The 14,432-nt window shown below is 70.4% G+C and carries 21 protein-coding genes and 4 pseudogenes; 12 read left to right on the top strand and 13 right to left on the bottom strand.

All coding sequences use genetic code 11. The features are described from left to right. Positions 1–66 precede the first annotated feature (66 nt). The 4 genes from LP418_RS06380 to LP418_RS06365 form a co-directional block, all read right to left on the bottom strand. Entirely contained in the window at positions 67–651 is a 585-nt protein-coding gene (locus tag LP418_RS06380) for an ABC transporter permease (protein WP_336275919.1), read from the bottom strand. Between the two features lie 82 nt (positions 652–733). Next, on the bottom strand, positions 734–934 hold the full coding sequence (locus tag LP418_RS06375) for a hypothetical protein (protein WP_257957313.1): 201 nt from the start codon (positions 932–934) through the stop codon (positions 734–736). Beyond that, positions 927–1,868, bottom strand: a complete 942-nt coding sequence (locus tag LP418_RS06370) for an ABC transporter ATP-binding protein (protein WP_257955674.1) — start codon at positions 1,866–1,868, stop codon at positions 927–929. Before LP418_RS06370 ends, LP418_RS06375 begins: the two co-directional genes overlap by 8 nt. Before the next feature lie 84 nt (positions 1,869–1,952). Next, complete coding sequence (locus LP418_RS06365) at positions 1,953–2,588, bottom strand: hypothetical protein (protein ID WP_257955673.1); 636 nt, start codon at positions 2,586–2,588, stop codon at positions 1,953–1,955. 90 nt (positions 2,589–2,678) lie between these two features. Between LP418_RS06365 and LP418_RS06360 the strand changes: the two genes are divergently transcribed. From LP418_RS06360 to LP418_RS06345, 4 genes and pseudogenes are all read left to right on the top strand, one after another. Further along, complete coding sequence (locus LP418_RS06360; RefSeq protein ID WP_257955672.1) at positions 2,679–2,996, top strand: NTP transferase domain-containing protein; 318 nt, start codon at positions 2,679–2,681, stop codon at positions 2,994–2,996. After that, positions 2,993–3,373, top strand: coding sequence for a hypothetical protein (locus tag LP418_RS06355; protein ID WP_257955671.1), 381 nt, complete (start codon positions 2,993–2,995; stop codon positions 3,371–3,373). Before LP418_RS06360 ends, LP418_RS06355 begins: the two co-directional genes overlap by 4 nt. Next, positions 3,351–4,088 carry a hypothetical protein gene (locus tag LP418_RS06350; protein WP_257955670.1) on the top strand — a complete coding sequence of 246 codons (738 nt, stop codon included), beginning with the start codon at positions 3,351–3,353 and terminating at the stop codon, positions 4,086–4,088. Before LP418_RS06355 ends, LP418_RS06350 begins: the two co-directional genes overlap by 23 nt. A gap of 104 nt (positions 4,089–4,192) precedes the next feature. After that, positions 4,193–5,174: pseudogene (locus LP418_RS06345) on the top strand (ribose-phosphate diphosphokinase). Between the two features lie 9 nt (positions 5,175–5,183). On the opposite strand, the gene LP418_RS06340 reads toward LP418_RS06345, so the two are convergent. The 7 genes and pseudogenes from LP418_RS06340 to LP418_RS06310 form a co-directional block, all read right to left on the bottom strand. After that, positions 5,184–5,453 carry a LutC/YkgG family protein gene (locus LP418_RS06340; RefSeq protein WP_257956923.1) on the bottom strand — a complete coding sequence of 90 codons (270 nt, stop codon included), beginning with the start codon at positions 5,451–5,453 and terminating at the stop codon, positions 5,184–5,186. Between the two features lie 53 nt (positions 5,454–5,506). Continuing rightward, positions 5,507–5,836, bottom strand: coding sequence for a hypothetical protein (locus LP418_RS30385; RefSeq protein ID WP_336275918.1), 330 nt, complete (start codon positions 5,834–5,836; stop codon positions 5,507–5,509). Then, positions 5,833–7,337: pseudogene (locus tag LP418_RS06335) on the bottom strand (LutB/LldF family L-lactate oxidation iron-sulfur protein). The gene LP418_RS30385 and the pseudogene LP418_RS06335 overlap by 4 nt, the downstream one beginning before the upstream one ends. Further along, positions 7,334–8,074: pseudogene (locus tag LP418_RS06330) on the bottom strand ((Fe-S)-binding protein). The pseudogenes LP418_RS06335 and LP418_RS06330 overlap by 4 nt, the downstream one beginning before the upstream one ends. 20 nt (positions 8,075–8,094) lie before the next feature. Further along, positions 8,095–8,409 carry an L-lactate permease gene (locus tag LP418_RS06325; RefSeq protein WP_257956922.1) on the bottom strand — a complete coding sequence of 105 codons (315 nt, stop codon included), beginning with the start codon at positions 8,407–8,409 and terminating at the stop codon, positions 8,095–8,097. A gap of 101 nt (positions 8,410–8,510) precedes the next feature. After that, positions 8,511–9,347: pseudogene (locus tag LP418_RS32670) on the bottom strand (L-lactate permease); the annotation flags it as partial. A gap of 5 nt (positions 9,348–9,352) precedes the next feature. Further along, the gene (locus LP418_RS06310) at positions 9,353–9,784 is read right to left on the bottom strand and encodes an L-lactate permease (RefSeq protein WP_257955669.1); all 432 of its coding nucleotides are present in this window, start codon (positions 9,782–9,784) and stop codon (positions 9,353–9,355) included. 138 nt (positions 9,785–9,922) lie between these two features. On the opposite strand from LP418_RS06310, the gene LP418_RS06305 reads away from it, so the two are divergent. From LP418_RS06305 to LP418_RS06295, 3 genes are all read left to right on the top strand, one after another. Further along, on the top strand, positions 9,923–10,096 hold the full coding sequence (locus LP418_RS06305; protein WP_257955668.1) for a hypothetical protein: 174 nt from the start codon (positions 9,923–9,925) through the stop codon (positions 10,094–10,096). Then, on the top strand, positions 10,093–10,344 hold the full coding sequence (locus LP418_RS06300) for a hypothetical protein (RefSeq protein ID WP_257955667.1): 252 nt from the start codon (positions 10,093–10,095) through the stop codon (positions 10,342–10,344). The genes LP418_RS06305 and LP418_RS06300 overlap by 4 nt, the downstream gene beginning before the upstream one ends. Positions 10,345–10,425: 81 nt before the next feature. Next, the gene (locus LP418_RS06295) at positions 10,426–10,704 is read left to right on the top strand and encodes an FCD domain-containing protein (RefSeq protein WP_257955666.1); all 279 of its coding nucleotides are present in this window, start codon (positions 10,426–10,428) and stop codon (positions 10,702–10,704) included. Between the two features lie 2 nt (positions 10,705–10,706). Here the strand turns inward: LP418_RS06295 and LP418_RS06290 are convergent, their stop codons facing one another. Beyond that, entirely contained in the window at positions 10,707–10,958 is a 252-nt protein-coding gene (locus LP418_RS06290) for a hypothetical protein (protein ID WP_257955665.1), read from the bottom strand. Continuing rightward, entirely contained in the window at positions 10,949–11,338 is a 390-nt protein-coding gene (locus tag LP418_RS06285) for a maleylpyruvate isomerase N-terminal domain-containing protein (RefSeq protein WP_257955664.1), read from the bottom strand. The genes LP418_RS06290 and LP418_RS06285 overlap by 10 nt, the downstream gene beginning before the upstream one ends. An 87-nt stretch (positions 11,339–11,425) precedes the next feature. Between LP418_RS06285 and LP418_RS06280 the strand changes: the two genes are divergently transcribed. The 5 genes from LP418_RS06280 to LP418_RS06260 are packed head-to-tail and all read left to right on the top strand — an operon-like array spanning position 11,426 to position 14,383. Beyond that, a complete protein-coding gene (locus LP418_RS06280; RefSeq protein ID WP_257955663.1) occupies positions 11,426–11,854 on the top strand; it encodes a MarR family winged helix-turn-helix transcriptional regulator in 429 nt (142 codons plus the stop codon). Positions 11,855–11,864: 10 nt separating this feature from the next. After that, positions 11,865–12,824, top strand: a complete 960-nt coding sequence (locus LP418_RS06275; protein ID WP_257955662.1) for an ABC transporter ATP-binding protein — start codon at positions 11,865–11,867, stop codon at positions 12,822–12,824. A 4-nt stretch (positions 12,825–12,828) separates the two neighbouring features. Continuing rightward, a complete protein-coding gene (locus LP418_RS06270) occupies positions 12,829–13,599 on the top strand; it encodes an ABC transporter permease (RefSeq protein WP_257955661.1) in 771 nt (256 codons plus the stop codon). Then, positions 13,596–14,066: a hypothetical protein gene (locus LP418_RS06265; RefSeq protein ID WP_257955660.1), complete on the top strand. Its 471-nt coding sequence runs from the start codon at positions 13,596–13,598 to the stop codon at positions 14,064–14,066. The genes LP418_RS06270 and LP418_RS06265 overlap by 4 nt, the downstream gene beginning before the upstream one ends. Then, complete coding sequence (locus LP418_RS06260; protein ID WP_257955659.1) at positions 14,066–14,383, top strand: ABC transporter permease; 318 nt, start codon at positions 14,066–14,068, stop codon at positions 14,381–14,383. Before LP418_RS06265 ends, LP418_RS06260 begins: the two co-directional genes overlap by 1 nt. The last annotated feature ends 49 nt before the right edge of the window (positions 14,384–14,432 follow it).

Raw genomic sequence — 14,432 nt, 5'->3', positions numbered from 1 at the left:
GCCACGACGTTGCCGAACCAGCGGGACACCTTGTCCGGGACGAGGGTGCTCATCGGGAACCCACGGTCACGAAGCGGCGGACGAGGAGAGCGAGACAGAGGCCCGGGACGACCAGTGCCATTGCGAGGTAGGCGAGCGGCCGAGTGCCCGCCAGCTCGATCCGCGTGCGACCCCCGGCCTGCCGGGCCACCGCCAGCCCGTCGTGCAGGGTCCGGGGGAGACGAGGCCGGCGACCTCGCCGACGTCGTCGATGTGCTCGTAGTAGGCGATCTCCCGGATCACCCGCATCACCCCCGTCACCGCGATCAGCACCACGATCGAGGCCACCACCGCGAAGCCACGGCGCAGCGCCACCGAGGAGATCAGCCCGGTGATGCCGGCGAGCACGGCCGCCAGCAGCACCTGGAGTGCCACGGAGCGCACGAAGATCGGTGTCTGCAGGCCGGCATCCGGGCCGGCGAGCAACCCTCCGCCGTACAGGATGATCGTCGGCAGCAGTGTGAAGGCGAGGATCGCCGTGGACAGCGAGGCCCAGCGCACCAACGCGAACATCGTGGGGGACAGCGGGCGCGCGAGGTAGAGCACGATCGAGCGGTGGCGCAGGTCGCGCGACACGAGCACCGGCGCCTGCGCGGCCGCGAAGAGCGTCACCAGCACCTGGACTGGCTGAGGTAGGCGGCGTAGGACACGGGCAGCTCGTCCGGGCCGACGATGGTCACGACGCCGATCACGATCACCGCGGGCAGTGCGCCGAGCGCGAGCAGGAGGAAGGGCAGCACCTTCGAGCGGCCCGAGCGGCCCGGAGCCGAACGTGCCGGACGCCGGTGAGGTAGAGGCTGAGCGCCAGCGCGCCGGTGCCCTCGCGGGCACCGTCGTAGCCGCGGTAGCCGATGTCGTGGATGACGCCAGAGCGTTCAAGAGGGCGATCAGACATGAACAGCCCCTCCGGTCAGGAACACGTCTTCGAGGTGTGCCCGGTCGGGCTGGATCCGCACCAGCCCGAGACCGAGGTCCGCGGCGGCGTCCCGCACCAGATCGTGTACGGCGACGTCCGGCTCCGGCGGATCGATGGCGATCATCGCTCCGCGTGGACGGCAGGTGAGCCCGGCCGGGGCCAGCCTCTCCCCGAGCCGGTCGCGCTCGGTTTCGCCCCCGAGCACCTCCACCAGCAGGCCGCCGGTGTGCTGGGTGAAGTCGGCCGTGGCGGAGGACCGCAGCAGCCGACCGCCGTCGAGGACGATGACGTGGTCGCTGACTTTCTCGAGCTCGCCCAGCAGGTGCGAGGTGACGAGGACGGCGATGCCGAAGTCGCGGCCGATGCGCTGCACGAGGTGGAGCATGTCGACGCGCGCCGCCGGATCGAGACCGTTGGTGGGCTCGTCCGGGAAGACCGGGCGCGGGTCGTGCACGAGCGCCTGAGCCAGCTTGGCGCGCTGCTTCATGCCGGTGGAGTAGCCGCCCATCTGTCGGTAGCGCTCCTCGTCGAGGCCCACGTGCCGCAGGATGTCGGCCGCACGCTCGCGCGCGACGGTCGCGGGCAGGCCGGACATCCGGCCCATGTGGACCACGAAGTCGCTGGCGCTCACGTCGGGCGGCAGGCAGTCGTGCTCGGGCATGTAGCCGACCGGGCGGCGGATCTCCGCGCTGTCCCGGGCGATGTCGAAGCCGAGGACCGAGGCCGTGCCGTTCGTCGGCTCGAGCAGACCGAGCAGGATCTTGATCAGCGTCGACTTGCCGGCCCCGTTGGCCCCGACCAGTCCCGTCACGCCCTCGCCGACGGAGATGTCGAGAGCCGTCAGCGCCTCGACCTCGCCGAAGCGCATCGTCAGCGCCCCGGTCTCGATCACTGGCCCCTCGGTCCCCGTCACCTCGGCCACGCTAGCGACCGCTGCCTCACCAGCCCATCAGGGATGGCCCTGAGTGGTGTGAAGATTTCATGGAGGTTGCCCGTGTCAGGTGCGCTTCAGTCGCCGTACGGCGTCGCGGTGATGTGCCACGAGGCCGTGCACCGCGAGCACCGCCATCTCGTCGAGGGTCATCGGGCTGCGCAGGACCACTGCGTACTCCTCCCGATCGACGTGCGCCACGTCAGCGACAGCGGGATGCGCGGACACCGTGGCGACGAACGGGTCCTGGTCCTCGGGCACGTCGAGATCGAGCAGCGGCTTCAGCTCGTCGCCCACCGCCACGGACCAGTGCCACGGCCCGTGCGCCGCGTCGTCGGTCGTGAGCCACACGAGCTCCGCAACGTCCGACGCCTCCATGGACAGGTCGACCTCCTCCACGAGGTCGAGGACCTGCTGCCAGACAGCCGGCGCCGCGTCCCGGGCCTGCCGCACCGAGGGTCGGTCGAGGAGGGCGCCGAGCGTGAGGTCCACGTCGTGCGGCACGAGGGTGCCGTCGGCGCCGGGAGTCGCCGGCCGGCCGGCCCCGGAGAGCTGGTGACGCCACGAGGCGATGTTCGCCAGCAGCAGGACGGTGCCGACGCCAACCCACGACCAGTCTCGCTGGGTGACCTCCACGCCGACGAAGACGATGAGCATGCCGACGACGAGTCCTCGCAGCACGCTGTTCTGGGCGATCTTCACGCCGCGATCATGTCAGCGGAGGGTCCGGGCGGCGGCGGTTTCGGCTGACTGGCGGCACGCGGGACCCAGTGCGGGCCATAGGCTGCCGACATGGACAACCTCACCGTGATCGTGCTCGCCGCCGGCGGCGGCACCTGCATGAAGTCCAAGACGATGAAGGTGCTGCACCCGATCGGCGGGCGCTCGATGATCGGGCACGTGCTGAGTGCCGTGCAGGCGATGGAGCCGCAGCGGATCGTGGCCGTCGTCGGCCACCAGCGCGACCGAGTCGGGCCGCACATCCAGTCTCTCGTGCCCGGGGCGGTGCTCGCCGTACAGGAGACACAGGACGGCACGGGACACGCGGTCCCGCGTCGCGATCGAGGCCGCCGGTACGACGACGGGGACCGTGATCGTCGCCGCCGGTGACACCCCCTGCTGCTGGGGGGGAGTCGCTGCGCGAGTTCGCCGCGGAGCACGAAGCGGCCCAGCGAGCGGTCAGCATCCTGTCCGGCATCGTCGCCAACCCGTTCGGCTACGGCCGGATCATCCGCAACGCGGAGGGCGACGTCGAGGCGATCGTCGAGGAGAAGGACGCCACCGACGAGCAACGCCTGATCGCGGAGATCAACTCCGGCATCCCGGCCTTCGACGCGGAGTTCCTGCTCGACGCTGCCGCGGATCACCAACGACAACAACAAGGGCGAGTACTACCTCACCGACACCGTCCAGCTGGCTCGCGATGCCGGCCTCACCGTCGGGGCGCACGCGATCGACGACGTCATGCAGACCGAGGGCGCCAATGACAGGGTGCAGCTCGCCGAGCTGGGCCGCCTCCTCAACCAGCGCATCGTCGAGCAGTGGATGCGCGACGGCGTCACCGTGATGGACCCGGCGACGACACGGATCGACGCCGACGTGCAGCTCGCGCAGGACGTCACGATCCTGCCCGGCACCCAGCTGCTCGGCGCCACCATCGTGGGCGAGGACGCCGTGATCGGTCCGGACACGACGCTCAAGGACTGCGAGATCGGCGCAGGCGCCCGAGTCGTCCGCACCCACGGCGAGCTCGCCGTCATCGGCGACCGGGCCACCGTCGGCCCGTTCTCCTACCTCCGCCCCGGCACCCAGCTCGGGATCACGGGGAAGATCGGCGCCTTCGTCGAGACCAAGAACGCCCGGATCGGTGACGGTGCCAAGGTCCCGCACCTGTCCTACGTCGGCGACGCCGAGATCGGCGAGGGCACCAACATCGGCGCCGGCACGATCTTCGCCAACTACGACGGCGTCAACAAGCACCGCACGGTCGTGGGCAGCCACGCCCGCACCGGGTCCAACAACACCTTCGTCGCTCCGGTCCGGATCGGCGACGGCGCAGGGACCGCGGGCGGGACGACCGTACGCCGCGACGTACCGCCCGGAGCGCTCGCGGTGAGCTCCGGTCCGCAGCGAAATCTGGAGGGCTGGGCGCAGTCGAAGCGGCCCGGCACCGCTCAGGCAGACGCCGCGTCACGCGGGTGAACAGCAGGTGTCTCACGCCACTGACCCCGGGGTTGGGTCTGACGGCTCCGGTGCGACACAATCCTGACGTCGACACTCCACCCCCGATCGAGGAGTTTCAGCCGGTGACCGGACTGAAGAAGACCACCGAGAAGAACCTCATGATCTTCAGCGGCCGGGCTCACCCCCAGTTGGCCGACGAGGTCTCCGTGCTTCTCGGCCAACCGCTCGTGCCCCAGTCGGCCTACGAGTTCGCCAACGGCGAGATCTACGTGCGCTACGAGGAGTCCGTCCGCGGGTGTGACGCCTTCGTCATCCAGAGCCACACCTCGCCGATCAACGAGTGGATCATGGAGCACCTGCTCATGGTCGACGCGCTGAAGCGGGCGTCGGCCAAGCGCATCACCGTGGTCATGCCGTTCTACGGCTATGCCCGCCGGGACAAGAAGCACCGCGGCCGCGAGCCGATCTCGGCCCGCCCGGTCGCCGACCTCTTCAAGACCGCCGGCGCCGACCGCCTGATCACCGTCGACCTGCACGCCGACCAGATCCAGGGGCTTCTTCGACGGTCCCGTCGACCACCTGATGGCGCTGCCGATCCCGGCTGACTACGTGCGCGACAAGTACGGCGACCAGCAGCTCGCCGTCGTCTCGCCCGACGCCGGCCGGATCAAGGTGGCCGAGCGCTGGTCCGCCCGCCTCGGTGGCGTGCCGCTGGCCTTCATCCACAAGACCCGCCGTACCGACGTCGCCAACGAGGTCGTCGCCAACCGGGTCGTCGGTGACGTCAACGGCAAGATCTGCGTGCTGACCGACGACATGATCGACACCGGAGGCACGATCGTGAAGGCCGCGGAGGCGTGCGTCGCCGACGGCGCCGCGGGCGTGGTCATCGCCGCGACCCACCCCATCCTCAGCGACCCGGCCGTGGATCGCCTGAAGAACTCCAGCGCAGTCGAGGTCGTCGTCACCAACACGCTCCCGGTGCCGGCGGACAAGCAGTTCGACAAGCTGACGACCCTGTCGATCGCACCGCTGATCGCGCGCGCGATCCGCGAGGTGTTCGAGGACGGGTCGGTCACGTCGATGTTCGACGGGCACGCGTAAGGGCTTAGCTCAGCCTGCGATCACGACCCGCAGGCTGCGGGGTCCGTGGACGCCCTCGACCCGGTCGAGCTCGATGTCACTCGTCGCGCTCGGCCCGCTGATCCGGGTGAGCGGTCGGGTGCTGGCGCCGGTCTCGATCAGCCGGGCGACGGCTTCGGGGACGTCGCTGACGAGCTGGTCGGTCGTCACCACGCACACGTGGGTGTCGGGCACGGTGGTGGCCGCTCGGCGTCCCTGCCCCGGCCCGTGGTCGAGGATGAACGTGCCGGTGTTGGCCACGCCGACCGCTGCAGTCGTCACCACCGCATCGACCCGGTCGAGCGCGTCAGGGCTCAGGTCGTCGTCCGGCACCAGCCGGACCCCCGCCTCGAGCGCGGCAGCCAGCCGGGTCGCCGGGAACCCGGCGTCGGCCGGAAGGTCACGGCGCCGGCCTCGGCGAGCTGTTCGGCCACCGCCGCCGCCACCCGGTCGAGCGGCACCCGCACGACGACCGCGCGGTAGTCGGCGACGCGTTCGGCGAACCGCTCGACCACGTCCGGGTCGCCCGTGCTCACGGGCTCCCCGTAGGTCCACGCCGGCACCTCGCCACCGACCGGCCCGTCGACGGGGATGTCGCGCAGCGCCGTCCGGATCTTCTCGAGGATCTCTTCTCGCGCGTTCATCGTGACTCCTCGTCGGTCGTGCCGTGCGTGCGCCGCCACCGGGAGCGGAAGGACTCGGTCGGTGGCACGGGCGCGTCGCGGGAGTCGCTCCAGCTCGAGGCCGGCCACGGCAGCTGGCGCAGGGTGGTGCGACCGGAGCGGCCGAGCACCTTCCCCGCCGAGGGCGGAGAGCTTCTGCGCCCGTTCCATGCGCCGGTGGTCGGAGAACATCCACGACGCCGCCTTCATGGCGGCCTCCTCGGCACTGGGCATCCCGCCGCGCTTCTCGTCCACCACGCGGGTGCGCAGGTGCACGAGCAGCTCGGGGATCTCGATCCGCACGGGGCAGACGTCGAAGCAGGCGCCGCACAGGCTCGAGGCGTACGGCAACGACTTGTCGACCTCGCTCGAGGTCCCGCGCAGCTGGGGAGTGAGCACGGCCCCGATCGGTCCCGGATAGACCGAGCCGTAGGCGTGGCCGCCGACGCGCTCGTAGACCGGGCACACGTTGAGGCAGGCCGAGCACCGGATGCAGCGCAGCGCCTGCCGGCCGACCTCGTCGGCCAGCACGTTGGTGCGGCCGTTGTCGATCAGCACGATGTGCACGGACTGCGGTCCGTCGCCGGGCGTCACTCCGGTCCAGATCGAGGTGTAGGGGTTCTCGCGCTCGCCGGTGCTGCTGCGCGGCAGGACCACGGAGCATCACCTCGAGGTCGGCCCACGTGGGCAGCACCTTCTCGATGCCGACGACCGAGATCAGCGTCTCGGGCAGGGTCAAGCACATCCGTCCGTTGCCCTCCGACTCCACCACGACGAGGCTGCCGGTGTCGGCGACCGCGAAGTTGGCGCCGGAGATCGCCACCTTCGCCCGCAGGAACTTCTCCCGCAGGTGCAGCCGGGCCGCCTCGGCCGGGCGCCGCGGGTCATCGGTGAGGTCGGCGGGCGCGGGCCGGCCGACCTTGCCCATCTCCTCGAGGAAGATCTCGCGGACCTCCGTGCGGTTGCGGTGGATCGCGGGCACCGGGATGTGGCTGGGCCAGTCGTTGCCGAGCTGCACGATGAGCTCCGCGAGGTCGGTCTCCCGAGCCGAGATGCCCGCCGCCTCGAGCGCCTCGTTGAGCTCGATCTCCCGGGTCGCCATCGACTTGACCTTGATCACCTCGTCGGTGCCGACGGCGCGGACGAGATCCACCACGATCCGGTTGGCCTCCTCGGCGTCTCGCGCCCAGTACACCGTGGCGCCCGCAGCGATCGCGTTGGTCTCGAAGACCTGCAGGTGGTGGTCGAGGTTGTGCAGGGCCCGGTCCTTCATCGCCGCGGCAGCCAGCCGCAGCTCCTCCCAGTTGTCCAGCTCGTCGACGACGAGCGCCCGCTTGGCGCGGATCGTGCTGGTGGCGTGGGCGAGGTTGCGGCGCAGCTGCGGGTTGCCGAGCGCGGTGCGAGCGCCGTCGGGGAACTTCGGCATCCCGACGAAGGTGGCCGTGACCCCGACGTGCGGGTGGCCGGTGGTTGGGTTCGTCATGCCGAGTCCTCCTCGGTCGACGCCGGGATCTCGGCGAGTGCATGACCCGCACCCCGGCCCGCTGTCGCGACAGCAGGCCGCCGATGTGGGCCGGGCAGGAGTTGTCGCCGGCGACGAGCACCTCGGCGCCGGTGGCGACCACGTGTCGCGTCTTGTCGTTGCCCATCGCCACGGACACGTCGGCGTTCTTCATCGCGAAGGTGCCGCCGAATCCACAGCACTGCTCGGCGTCCGCCAGCTCGACGAGGTCGATGCCGCGGACGTTGCGCAGCAGCTGCAGCGGACGGTCGCCGACCCGCAGCATCCGCAGCGAGTGACAGGTGGGGTGGTAGGTCACCCGGTGGGGGAAGTAGGCCCGGACGTCCGTCACGCCGAGCACGTCGACCGGGGAACTCGCTGAGCTCGTGGACCTTGGGGGTCGTCCGCTCCACCTCCTCGGCCAGCGCCGTGTCACCGGCCTGCCGGGCGAGGTGGGCGTGCTGGTGCCGCACGGAGCCGACGCACGATCCGGAGGGCGCGACCACGGCGTCGTACGACCCGAAGGTCCGCACGAAGGACCGCACCAGCGGCATCGCCTCGGGCGCGTAGCCGGTGTTGGTGAACATCTGCCCGCAGCAGGTCTGCTCCTCGGGGAACTCGACCGTGCAGCCGAGCCGCTCGAGCAAGCGGACCGTGGCCTGCGGGGTCTGCGGCCACATGGTGTCGTTGAAGCACGTCGCGAACAGGGCGACCCGCATTCCGGCGGCGGACGGGGCGCTCACGGCAGCATCCCGGACAGGACCGTGGACTGCAGGCCGACCAGCACGCACAGCACGACGAGCATCCCGAGGCTCCAGAGGACGACCTTGCGGAAGATCTCCGACTCGCGGCCCACCAGCCCCACGGCCGTGGCGGCGATGGTGAGGTTCTGGGGACTGATCATCTTGCCCACGACGCCTCCCGAGGTGTTGGCCGCCACGAGCAGAGTGGGATCGAGCCCCGCCTTCGCGGCCGCCGTCTGTTGCAGGGTAGCGAAGAGTGCGTTGGCGCTCGTGTCGGAGCCGGTGACTGCCGTGCCGAGCCAGCCCGGGATGGGCGAGAGGTAGGCGAAGGCGGCGCCGGTGCCGGCGATCCAGTGCCGATGGTGATTGTCTGGCCGGACATGTTCATGACGTAGGCCAGCGCCAGCACGGAGGCGACGGTGAGCAGTGCGAAGCGCATCTTCACCGGGTTGCGCACGAACTCCTGCCCCGCATCGCGGGCCGGGATGCGGTAGACCGCGGCGACGACGATCGCGCAGAGGAACAGCAGCGTGCCGGGGGAGGAGAGCCGGGTGAAGGTGTAGACCGTCGCGGCCGAGACGTCGCCCGAGGCCGTCGCGAGCTTGCCGTCGAGACCGGGCCAGTGGATCTTCACGTCGCGCGCCAGCAGGAAGTCCGTGATCGGACCCCACAGCTTCGCCAACGAGAAGACCACGATCACCAGCAGGTAGGGGAACAGCGCCATGAACGTCCGGCTGCCTGTCAACGCCCGGTGGGCCCCGGGAGCGGTGAGTGTCGTCGTGCCACCACCACCTGCGTCCCGGCCCGGGGCAGTCGTGCCTGCCGCGAGGTGCTCGGCGTGCAACCGCTCCTTGGCCCGGTCGCCACCCGTGGGCTGCCAGACGCGCAGCATGAGTACGGCGGCTGCGAGCCCGGCGAGGGAGGCGATGATGTCCGTCAGCTCGACCGAGACGTAGTTGGAGCTGACGAACTGGGCGACCCCTGAACGTCGCGCCGACGACGAGCGCGATCGGCCGGGTCTCGCGCACCCCTGCGGCGGCCGTCGGCCGGGAAGGCGAGGAAGAGCGGCACGAACAGGGCGATGAACGGCGTCTGGCGCCCCACCACCGCGCCGATCTCGGCATAGGGGATCCCGGTCAGGGTGCCCGCGGTGATGATCGGGATCGCGATGGCGCCGGAACGCGACCGGCGCCGTGTTGGCGAGCAGCACCACGGTCGCCGCGCGGAGGGCAGGGAACCCGACGGCCATCAGCATCACGCCGGTGATCGCGACGGGCGCCCCTGAAGCCCGCGAGGGCCTCCAGCAGGCCGCCGAAGCAGAAGGCGATGATGATCGCTTTGGATCCGCGGGTCGTCGGAGATCACGTTGATCAGGTGGCGCAGGTCGTCGAAGCGGCCGCTGCGCACCGTGAGCTCGTAGAGCCAGATCGCGCAGAGCACGATCCACATGATGGGGAACAGGCCGAAGGCCGCGCCCCGGGTGGCCGCGAGCAGGGCGAGGTCGACAGGCATGCCCCACACGAGGACGGCCATGAGGAGCGCGACGCCGAGGGCGGACAGCCCGGCCCAGTGGGCCTTCCAGCGCAACCAACCCGGGGTCACGAAGATCGTCAGCAGCGGCAGCGTGCCCGCCGGGGCAGACCACAGCAGGCTGTCGCCGAGCGGGGACAGATCGGGTGTGTACATGGGGGGATCCTTGCCTTCGCAGGAATGAGGCCTACCACTCAGTGGTCAGACCACTTGAGTGGTACGTTAGGCGTGACCGGTATCACACGTCAACCCCCCGCCTCCTGCGCGGCCGTCCGGTCCGAGAGGATGCGCACCGTGGTGACACAGGACCGGGGCAGGCCGGATGTGGACGCGGGGTGGCAACCGGTGGCGCGCAGCCGGGCCCACGAGCTGGTCATCAGCCGGATCGAGGAGCAGATCCTGAGTGGCGCGCTCGTCGTGGGTGACGCGTTGCCGCCCGAGCGCGACCGGCGCTGCGGCTCGAGGTGAGCCGGGCTGCCGTCCGCGAGGCCATCCGGACGCTCGAGGGCTACGGCGTCGTCCGCTCGGCTGTCGGCACCGGGAAGAACGCCGGCACCTTCATCGCGGCGATGCCGAGCCGGGCGCTGACCCGGTTCCTCCGGTTGCACGTCGCCCCGGCCAACTTCCCCATGGGCGACGTCGTCGACGCCCGGGTCATGCTCGAGTGCTCCAGTGCTCGCCCCGGCAGCGGCGCACACGCCGGAGGGCGATCGTGACCGGATACGCGAGATCCCTGGACTCGATGGACGCTCCCGGCCTGACTCGCGCCGCCTTCAACGACACGGACACCGACTTCCATGTCGCGATCGCCTGAGGCCGGTGGCAACCGTCTCGTCGCGGACATGACGATCGCGATCCGAGAGTCGATGCGGATCCCGATCCTGCACGGTCTCGAGCAGCTGGCCGACTGGACCACGCTGGCCGACGAGCTGCGGCGCGAGCACCGGGCGATCCCGGCCGCGCTCGAGGCCGGCGAGGCCGAGCGAGCGGCCGAGCTCGTCGAGGAGCACATCCGTACGGCCTACGTCCGCCTACCCACCCTCGGCCTCGAGGGCGAGGTCGACGCTCCTTCCTGACCTCAGGCGCGGATGAGCTCCAACCCGTCGCCCTCGAGGTCGGCGGCCACCCGCGCCCGACCCATGCAGACCATCAGCAGCTCCTGCATCGGTCCGCTGAGCGTGGGGCCCCTGCCCCGAACCCAGTCGACGTCGGTGGCGACCATCCGCGTGCCCTTGACGACCTTGCGCGACCCGCTCAGGAACGCGAGCGTCCGGGCCCTGTCGGCGGCGACGGCCGCGGCCTCGGGGTCCATCTCGCGCGTCAGGCCCAACGGTCGGACGATGTCCTCGGTGGTGGACGAGCGCGTCGATGAGGGGTTCGAGGACCGTCGTGGTCGGGACCTTCCTCGTCGAGCCGTCGTAGGTGGCGTAGTCGGCGAGGATCGTCTCGCGGGTCGAGCTCGCACCCATGCGCTTGACCTCGCGGAAGATCATCGCGTTGTAGCCGTGGCCGAAGTTCCGGGCCACCATCCCGGGCATCTGGGCCCAGCCGATCTGCAGGGTGGGAGATCACGTGCGCGGCGACGTCGTGGACGGTCCACCCGGCGCACAACGAGTCGGCCAGCCACTGCTCGGGAGCCGAGTCCGCGAGGGTGGCGGCGAGGGCACGGCGCTCTGTGTGGATGTGCGCCCACACCGTCTGCGTGTCCATCGCGCCCTCCCGGCATATAGTCAGTGTCACTGACTAAAATGGTCAGCCTCTCTGTCCAATTTGTCAACGCACTTCGAGGGAGACGTCGTGGAGCTGCCGAGCTCGTTGCTCATGTTCATCTCCTCCCGGCATGCCGAGGAGCGGATCGTGGCCCACCTGCGGGCCCACGGGTTCGACGACCTGACGCTTGCGCAGGGTCGGCTGGCCGCCCGGGTCGCGGAGGGTGGGTCCCGCGTGACCGAGCTCGCCGAGGCGGCGCAGATCACCAAGCAGACCGCCGGCTTCCTCGTGAACCAGCTGGAGAAGGGCGGATACGTCGAGCGCGTCCCCGACCCGACCGATGCCCGGGCGCGGCTGGTCCGGATGGCGAAGCGCGGAAGGGCGGCGCAGGCCTGCGCACGCGAGATGGAGCTCATCGTCGAGCGCGAGTGGGAGCAGCGGCTCGGCGTGCGCAGGATGCGCGCCCTCCGCGAATCGCTGGAAAACTTGAGAGAGATCACCGACCCCTACCTCTAGGGTCAGGCGAGTGACTCTTGCCGTTGAAGCCATCGACCTCCGACGTACCTTCACCTCTCGCTCGGGCACCTTTCGCCGTACCCGCAAGGACGTCGAGGCCGTCAAGGGCGTCAGCTTCGAGATCGCCCCGGGCGAGCTGTTCGGACTGCTCGGCCCCAACGGTGCCGGCAAGACGACCACGATCAAGATGCTGATCACGCTGCTGATCCCGACGTCGGGCCGGGCCAACGTGCTGGGCCACGACGTCGTGCACGACGTGCGCGAGGTGCGCCGCCGGATCGGCTACGTCTTCGGCGGCGACCGCGGCCTCTACGAGCGCCTCAGCGGACTCGACAATCTTCGCTACTTCTCCGAGCTGTACGGCGTCCCGCCCCGTGAGCAGAAGAAGCGCATCGGCGAGCTGCTGGAGCTGGTCGGGCTGACCGGCCGCGAGGGCGAGCGCGTCGAGGGCTACTCCCGCGGCATGCGCCAGCGCCTCCACATCGCCCGCGGCCTGCTGCACGACCCCGACGTGTTCTTCCTCGACGAGCCCTCCATCGGCATCGACCCGGTCGGAGCCCGCGAGCTGCGCGCGACCATCGCCGGGCTGCGTGAGCAGGGCAAGACGGTGCTGCTGACGACGCACTACATGTTCGAGGCCGACGAGCTGTGCGACCGGATCGCGGTGATCCGCTCCGGTGAGATCGTCGCCGAGGGCACCCCCGCCGAGCTGAAGGGGCTGGTCTCCGCCGGCCGCGTGCTCGAGGTCGAGACCTACGGCATCGGCGACGAGGCCGTGGCTGCGCGCGCGCAGTCGGCGGCGTACGCACCGTCGTGGTCGAGGAGCGCGGCCAGCTGCAGGTGCTGGTCGTCTCGTGCGAGCCCGGCGCCGAGGTCACCCAGTCGGTGCTGGCGCAGCTGGGGGAGACGCGTGTCGGTCGGGTCAGCCACCGCGACCCGTCGCTGGAGGACGCCTATGTCGAGCTGGTGACCAGATGACCCGGTTGCGGCAGCTGGTCGTCTGCTTCTGGTTGCAGTTCAAGATCCTGCTGTTCTCGCCGTTCGAAGGTTTCTCGGCCGTCGTCTTCCCGCTGATGTTCGCCACCGCGGCCTTGCTCGTCTATCGCGTCAACGGCGACCCGGAGGCGATGCTCTATGCCGGCATCGGTGCCGCCGCGATGGGCATCTGGACCTCCCAGACGGTGAGCGCCACGACGCTGGTGCAGCGCGAACGCCGCGCCGGCACCCTCGAGCTGGTGGTCGCCGCGCCCACGCCGTTCTCGCTGGTGCTGCTGCCGATCACCTGCGCCATGGCGACCATCGGGCTCTACAGCGTGCTCGCCACGATCCTGTGGGACTGGTGGCTCTTCGACATCGCGCTGCACATCGAGAACTGGCCGGTCTTCGTCCTCAGCATCCTGATGGCCACCGTCACCATCGCCCTCTTCGGCTTCCTGCTGTCCGTCAGTGCCGTGCGCTACCGCACGTCGTGGGCGCTCGGCGCGGCCCTCGAGTACCCGGGCTGGCTGCTGTGCGGCTTCGTCGTCCCGCTCGACCTGCTGCCCGACGTGCTGCGACCGATCTCCCGGGCGCTCGCGCCGACGTGGGCGGTCGAGGGCATGCGCGCGGCCGCCGCGGGGAAGAGCGCCCGGGGCGACCTCGCGATCTGTGGCGCGGTCGGCCCGGCCTATGCGGCGCTGGCCGGCTGGCTCGGCGTACGCCTCATCAACGCGGCCCGCCGCGACGCGACCCCGGCGCTCTCATGACGAGCGTCCGGATCTTCTTCATCGGTGGCCTGATGAGCTACCGCGCACTCTTCGGCTGGATGAACCCGTGGATCTTCATCCCGTCGCTGCTGATCTCGCCGATCTGCCAGATCCTGCTCTTCGCCTACATCGGCCGCAGCGCGGGCGTCGGCAACGACGAGTTCTACGTGATCGGCAACGCGCTCAACTACGCCGCGATCCCGTGCATGTTCGCGATGACCTTCACCATCGGCGGCGAACGCTTCGGCCAGACGCTGGGACTGGTGCTCGCCACCCCCGCGCGACGGATCCCGCTGTTCCTCGGCCGGTCGATGCCGGTCATCGTCAACGGCTGGTTCGTGGCGATGTTCGGGGTCGTGGTCGGCACGTGGATGCTCGACGCCCACATCCCCAGTGACGCCCCGGCTGCAGATCGCGCTCGTCGTCGCGGTCGGCTCGCTGGCCTCGACCGGCCCCGGGACTCGTGATGGGTGCGATCAACCTCGTCTACCGCGACGGCGCGACCATGGGCAACGTCTTCTTCCCGGTGCTGCTGATCTTCACCGGCACCAACGTCGCCCTTGACGACCTGCCGGGCTGGATGGGCGCCATCGGGCGGTGCCTGCCGCTCACGCACGCGATCGGAAGCGACCCGGATGCTCGGCGACGGCGCGACCCGGGGGCCGTGCAGGGCCTCGTCGGCACCGAGCTGCTGATCGGCACGATCTACCTCGTCATCGGGCTGGCCGCGATCCGGTTGTTCGAGCACCTGAGCCGGACCGGCGCGACCCTCGACAGGATCTGAGCTCGCGGATTCGACCGGTACGGCGAAGGGGGTCTAGTCTTCTCAGGTT

The organism is Nocardioides sp. B-3 (genome assembly GCF_024703895.1).
In the GTDB taxonomy this organism is placed as follows: domain Bacteria; phylum Actinomycetota; class Actinomycetes; order Propionibacteriales; family Nocardioidaceae; genus Nocardioides.
The sequence above is the reverse complement of the archived record's forward strand: the minus strand, read 5'-3'. Positions and strand labels throughout refer to the sequence as shown.

What these genes read in the sequence shown, in the direction of transcription:
- LP418_RS06375 (WP_257957313.1), bottom strand. Translation starts at nt 934, where the DNA reads ATGTCTGATCGCCCTCTTGAACGCTCTGGCGTCATCCACGACATCGGC.
- LP418_RS06360 (WP_257955672.1), top strand. Translation starts at nt 2,679, where the DNA reads ATGGACAACCTCACCGTGATCGTGCTCGCCGCCGGCGGCGGCACCTGC.
- LP418_RS06350 (WP_257955670.1), top strand. Translation starts at nt 3,351, where the DNA reads ATGCAGACCGAGGGCGCCAATGACAGGGTGCAGCTCGCCGAGCTGGGC.
- LP418_RS30385 (WP_336275918.1), bottom strand. Translation starts at nt 5,836, where the DNA reads ATGAACGCGCGAGAAGAGATCCTCGAGAAGATCCGGACGGCGCTGCGC.
- LP418_RS06310 (WP_257955669.1), bottom strand. Translation starts at nt 9,784, where the DNA reads ATGTACACACCCGATCTGTCCCCGCTCGGCGACAGCCTGCTGTGGTCT.
- LP418_RS06295 (WP_257955666.1), top strand. Translation starts at nt 10,426, where the DNA reads ATGTCGCGATCGCCTGAGGCCGGTGGCAACCGTCTCGTCGCGGACATG.
- LP418_RS06285 (WP_257955664.1), bottom strand. Translation starts at nt 11,338, where the DNA reads ATGGACACGCAGACGGTGTGGGCGCACATCCACACAGAGCGCCGTGCC.
- LP418_RS06270 (WP_257955661.1), top strand. Translation starts at nt 12,829, where the DNA reads ATGACCCGGTTGCGGCAGCTGGTCGTCTGCTTCTGGTTGCAGTTCAAG.
- LP418_RS06265 (WP_257955660.1), top strand. Translation starts at nt 13,596, where the DNA reads ATGACGAGCGTCCGGATCTTCTTCATCGGTGGCCTGATGAGCTACCGC.
- LP418_RS06260 (WP_257955659.1), top strand. Translation starts at nt 14,066, where the DNA reads ATGGGTGCGATCAACCTCGTCTACCGCGACGGCGCGACCATGGGCAAC.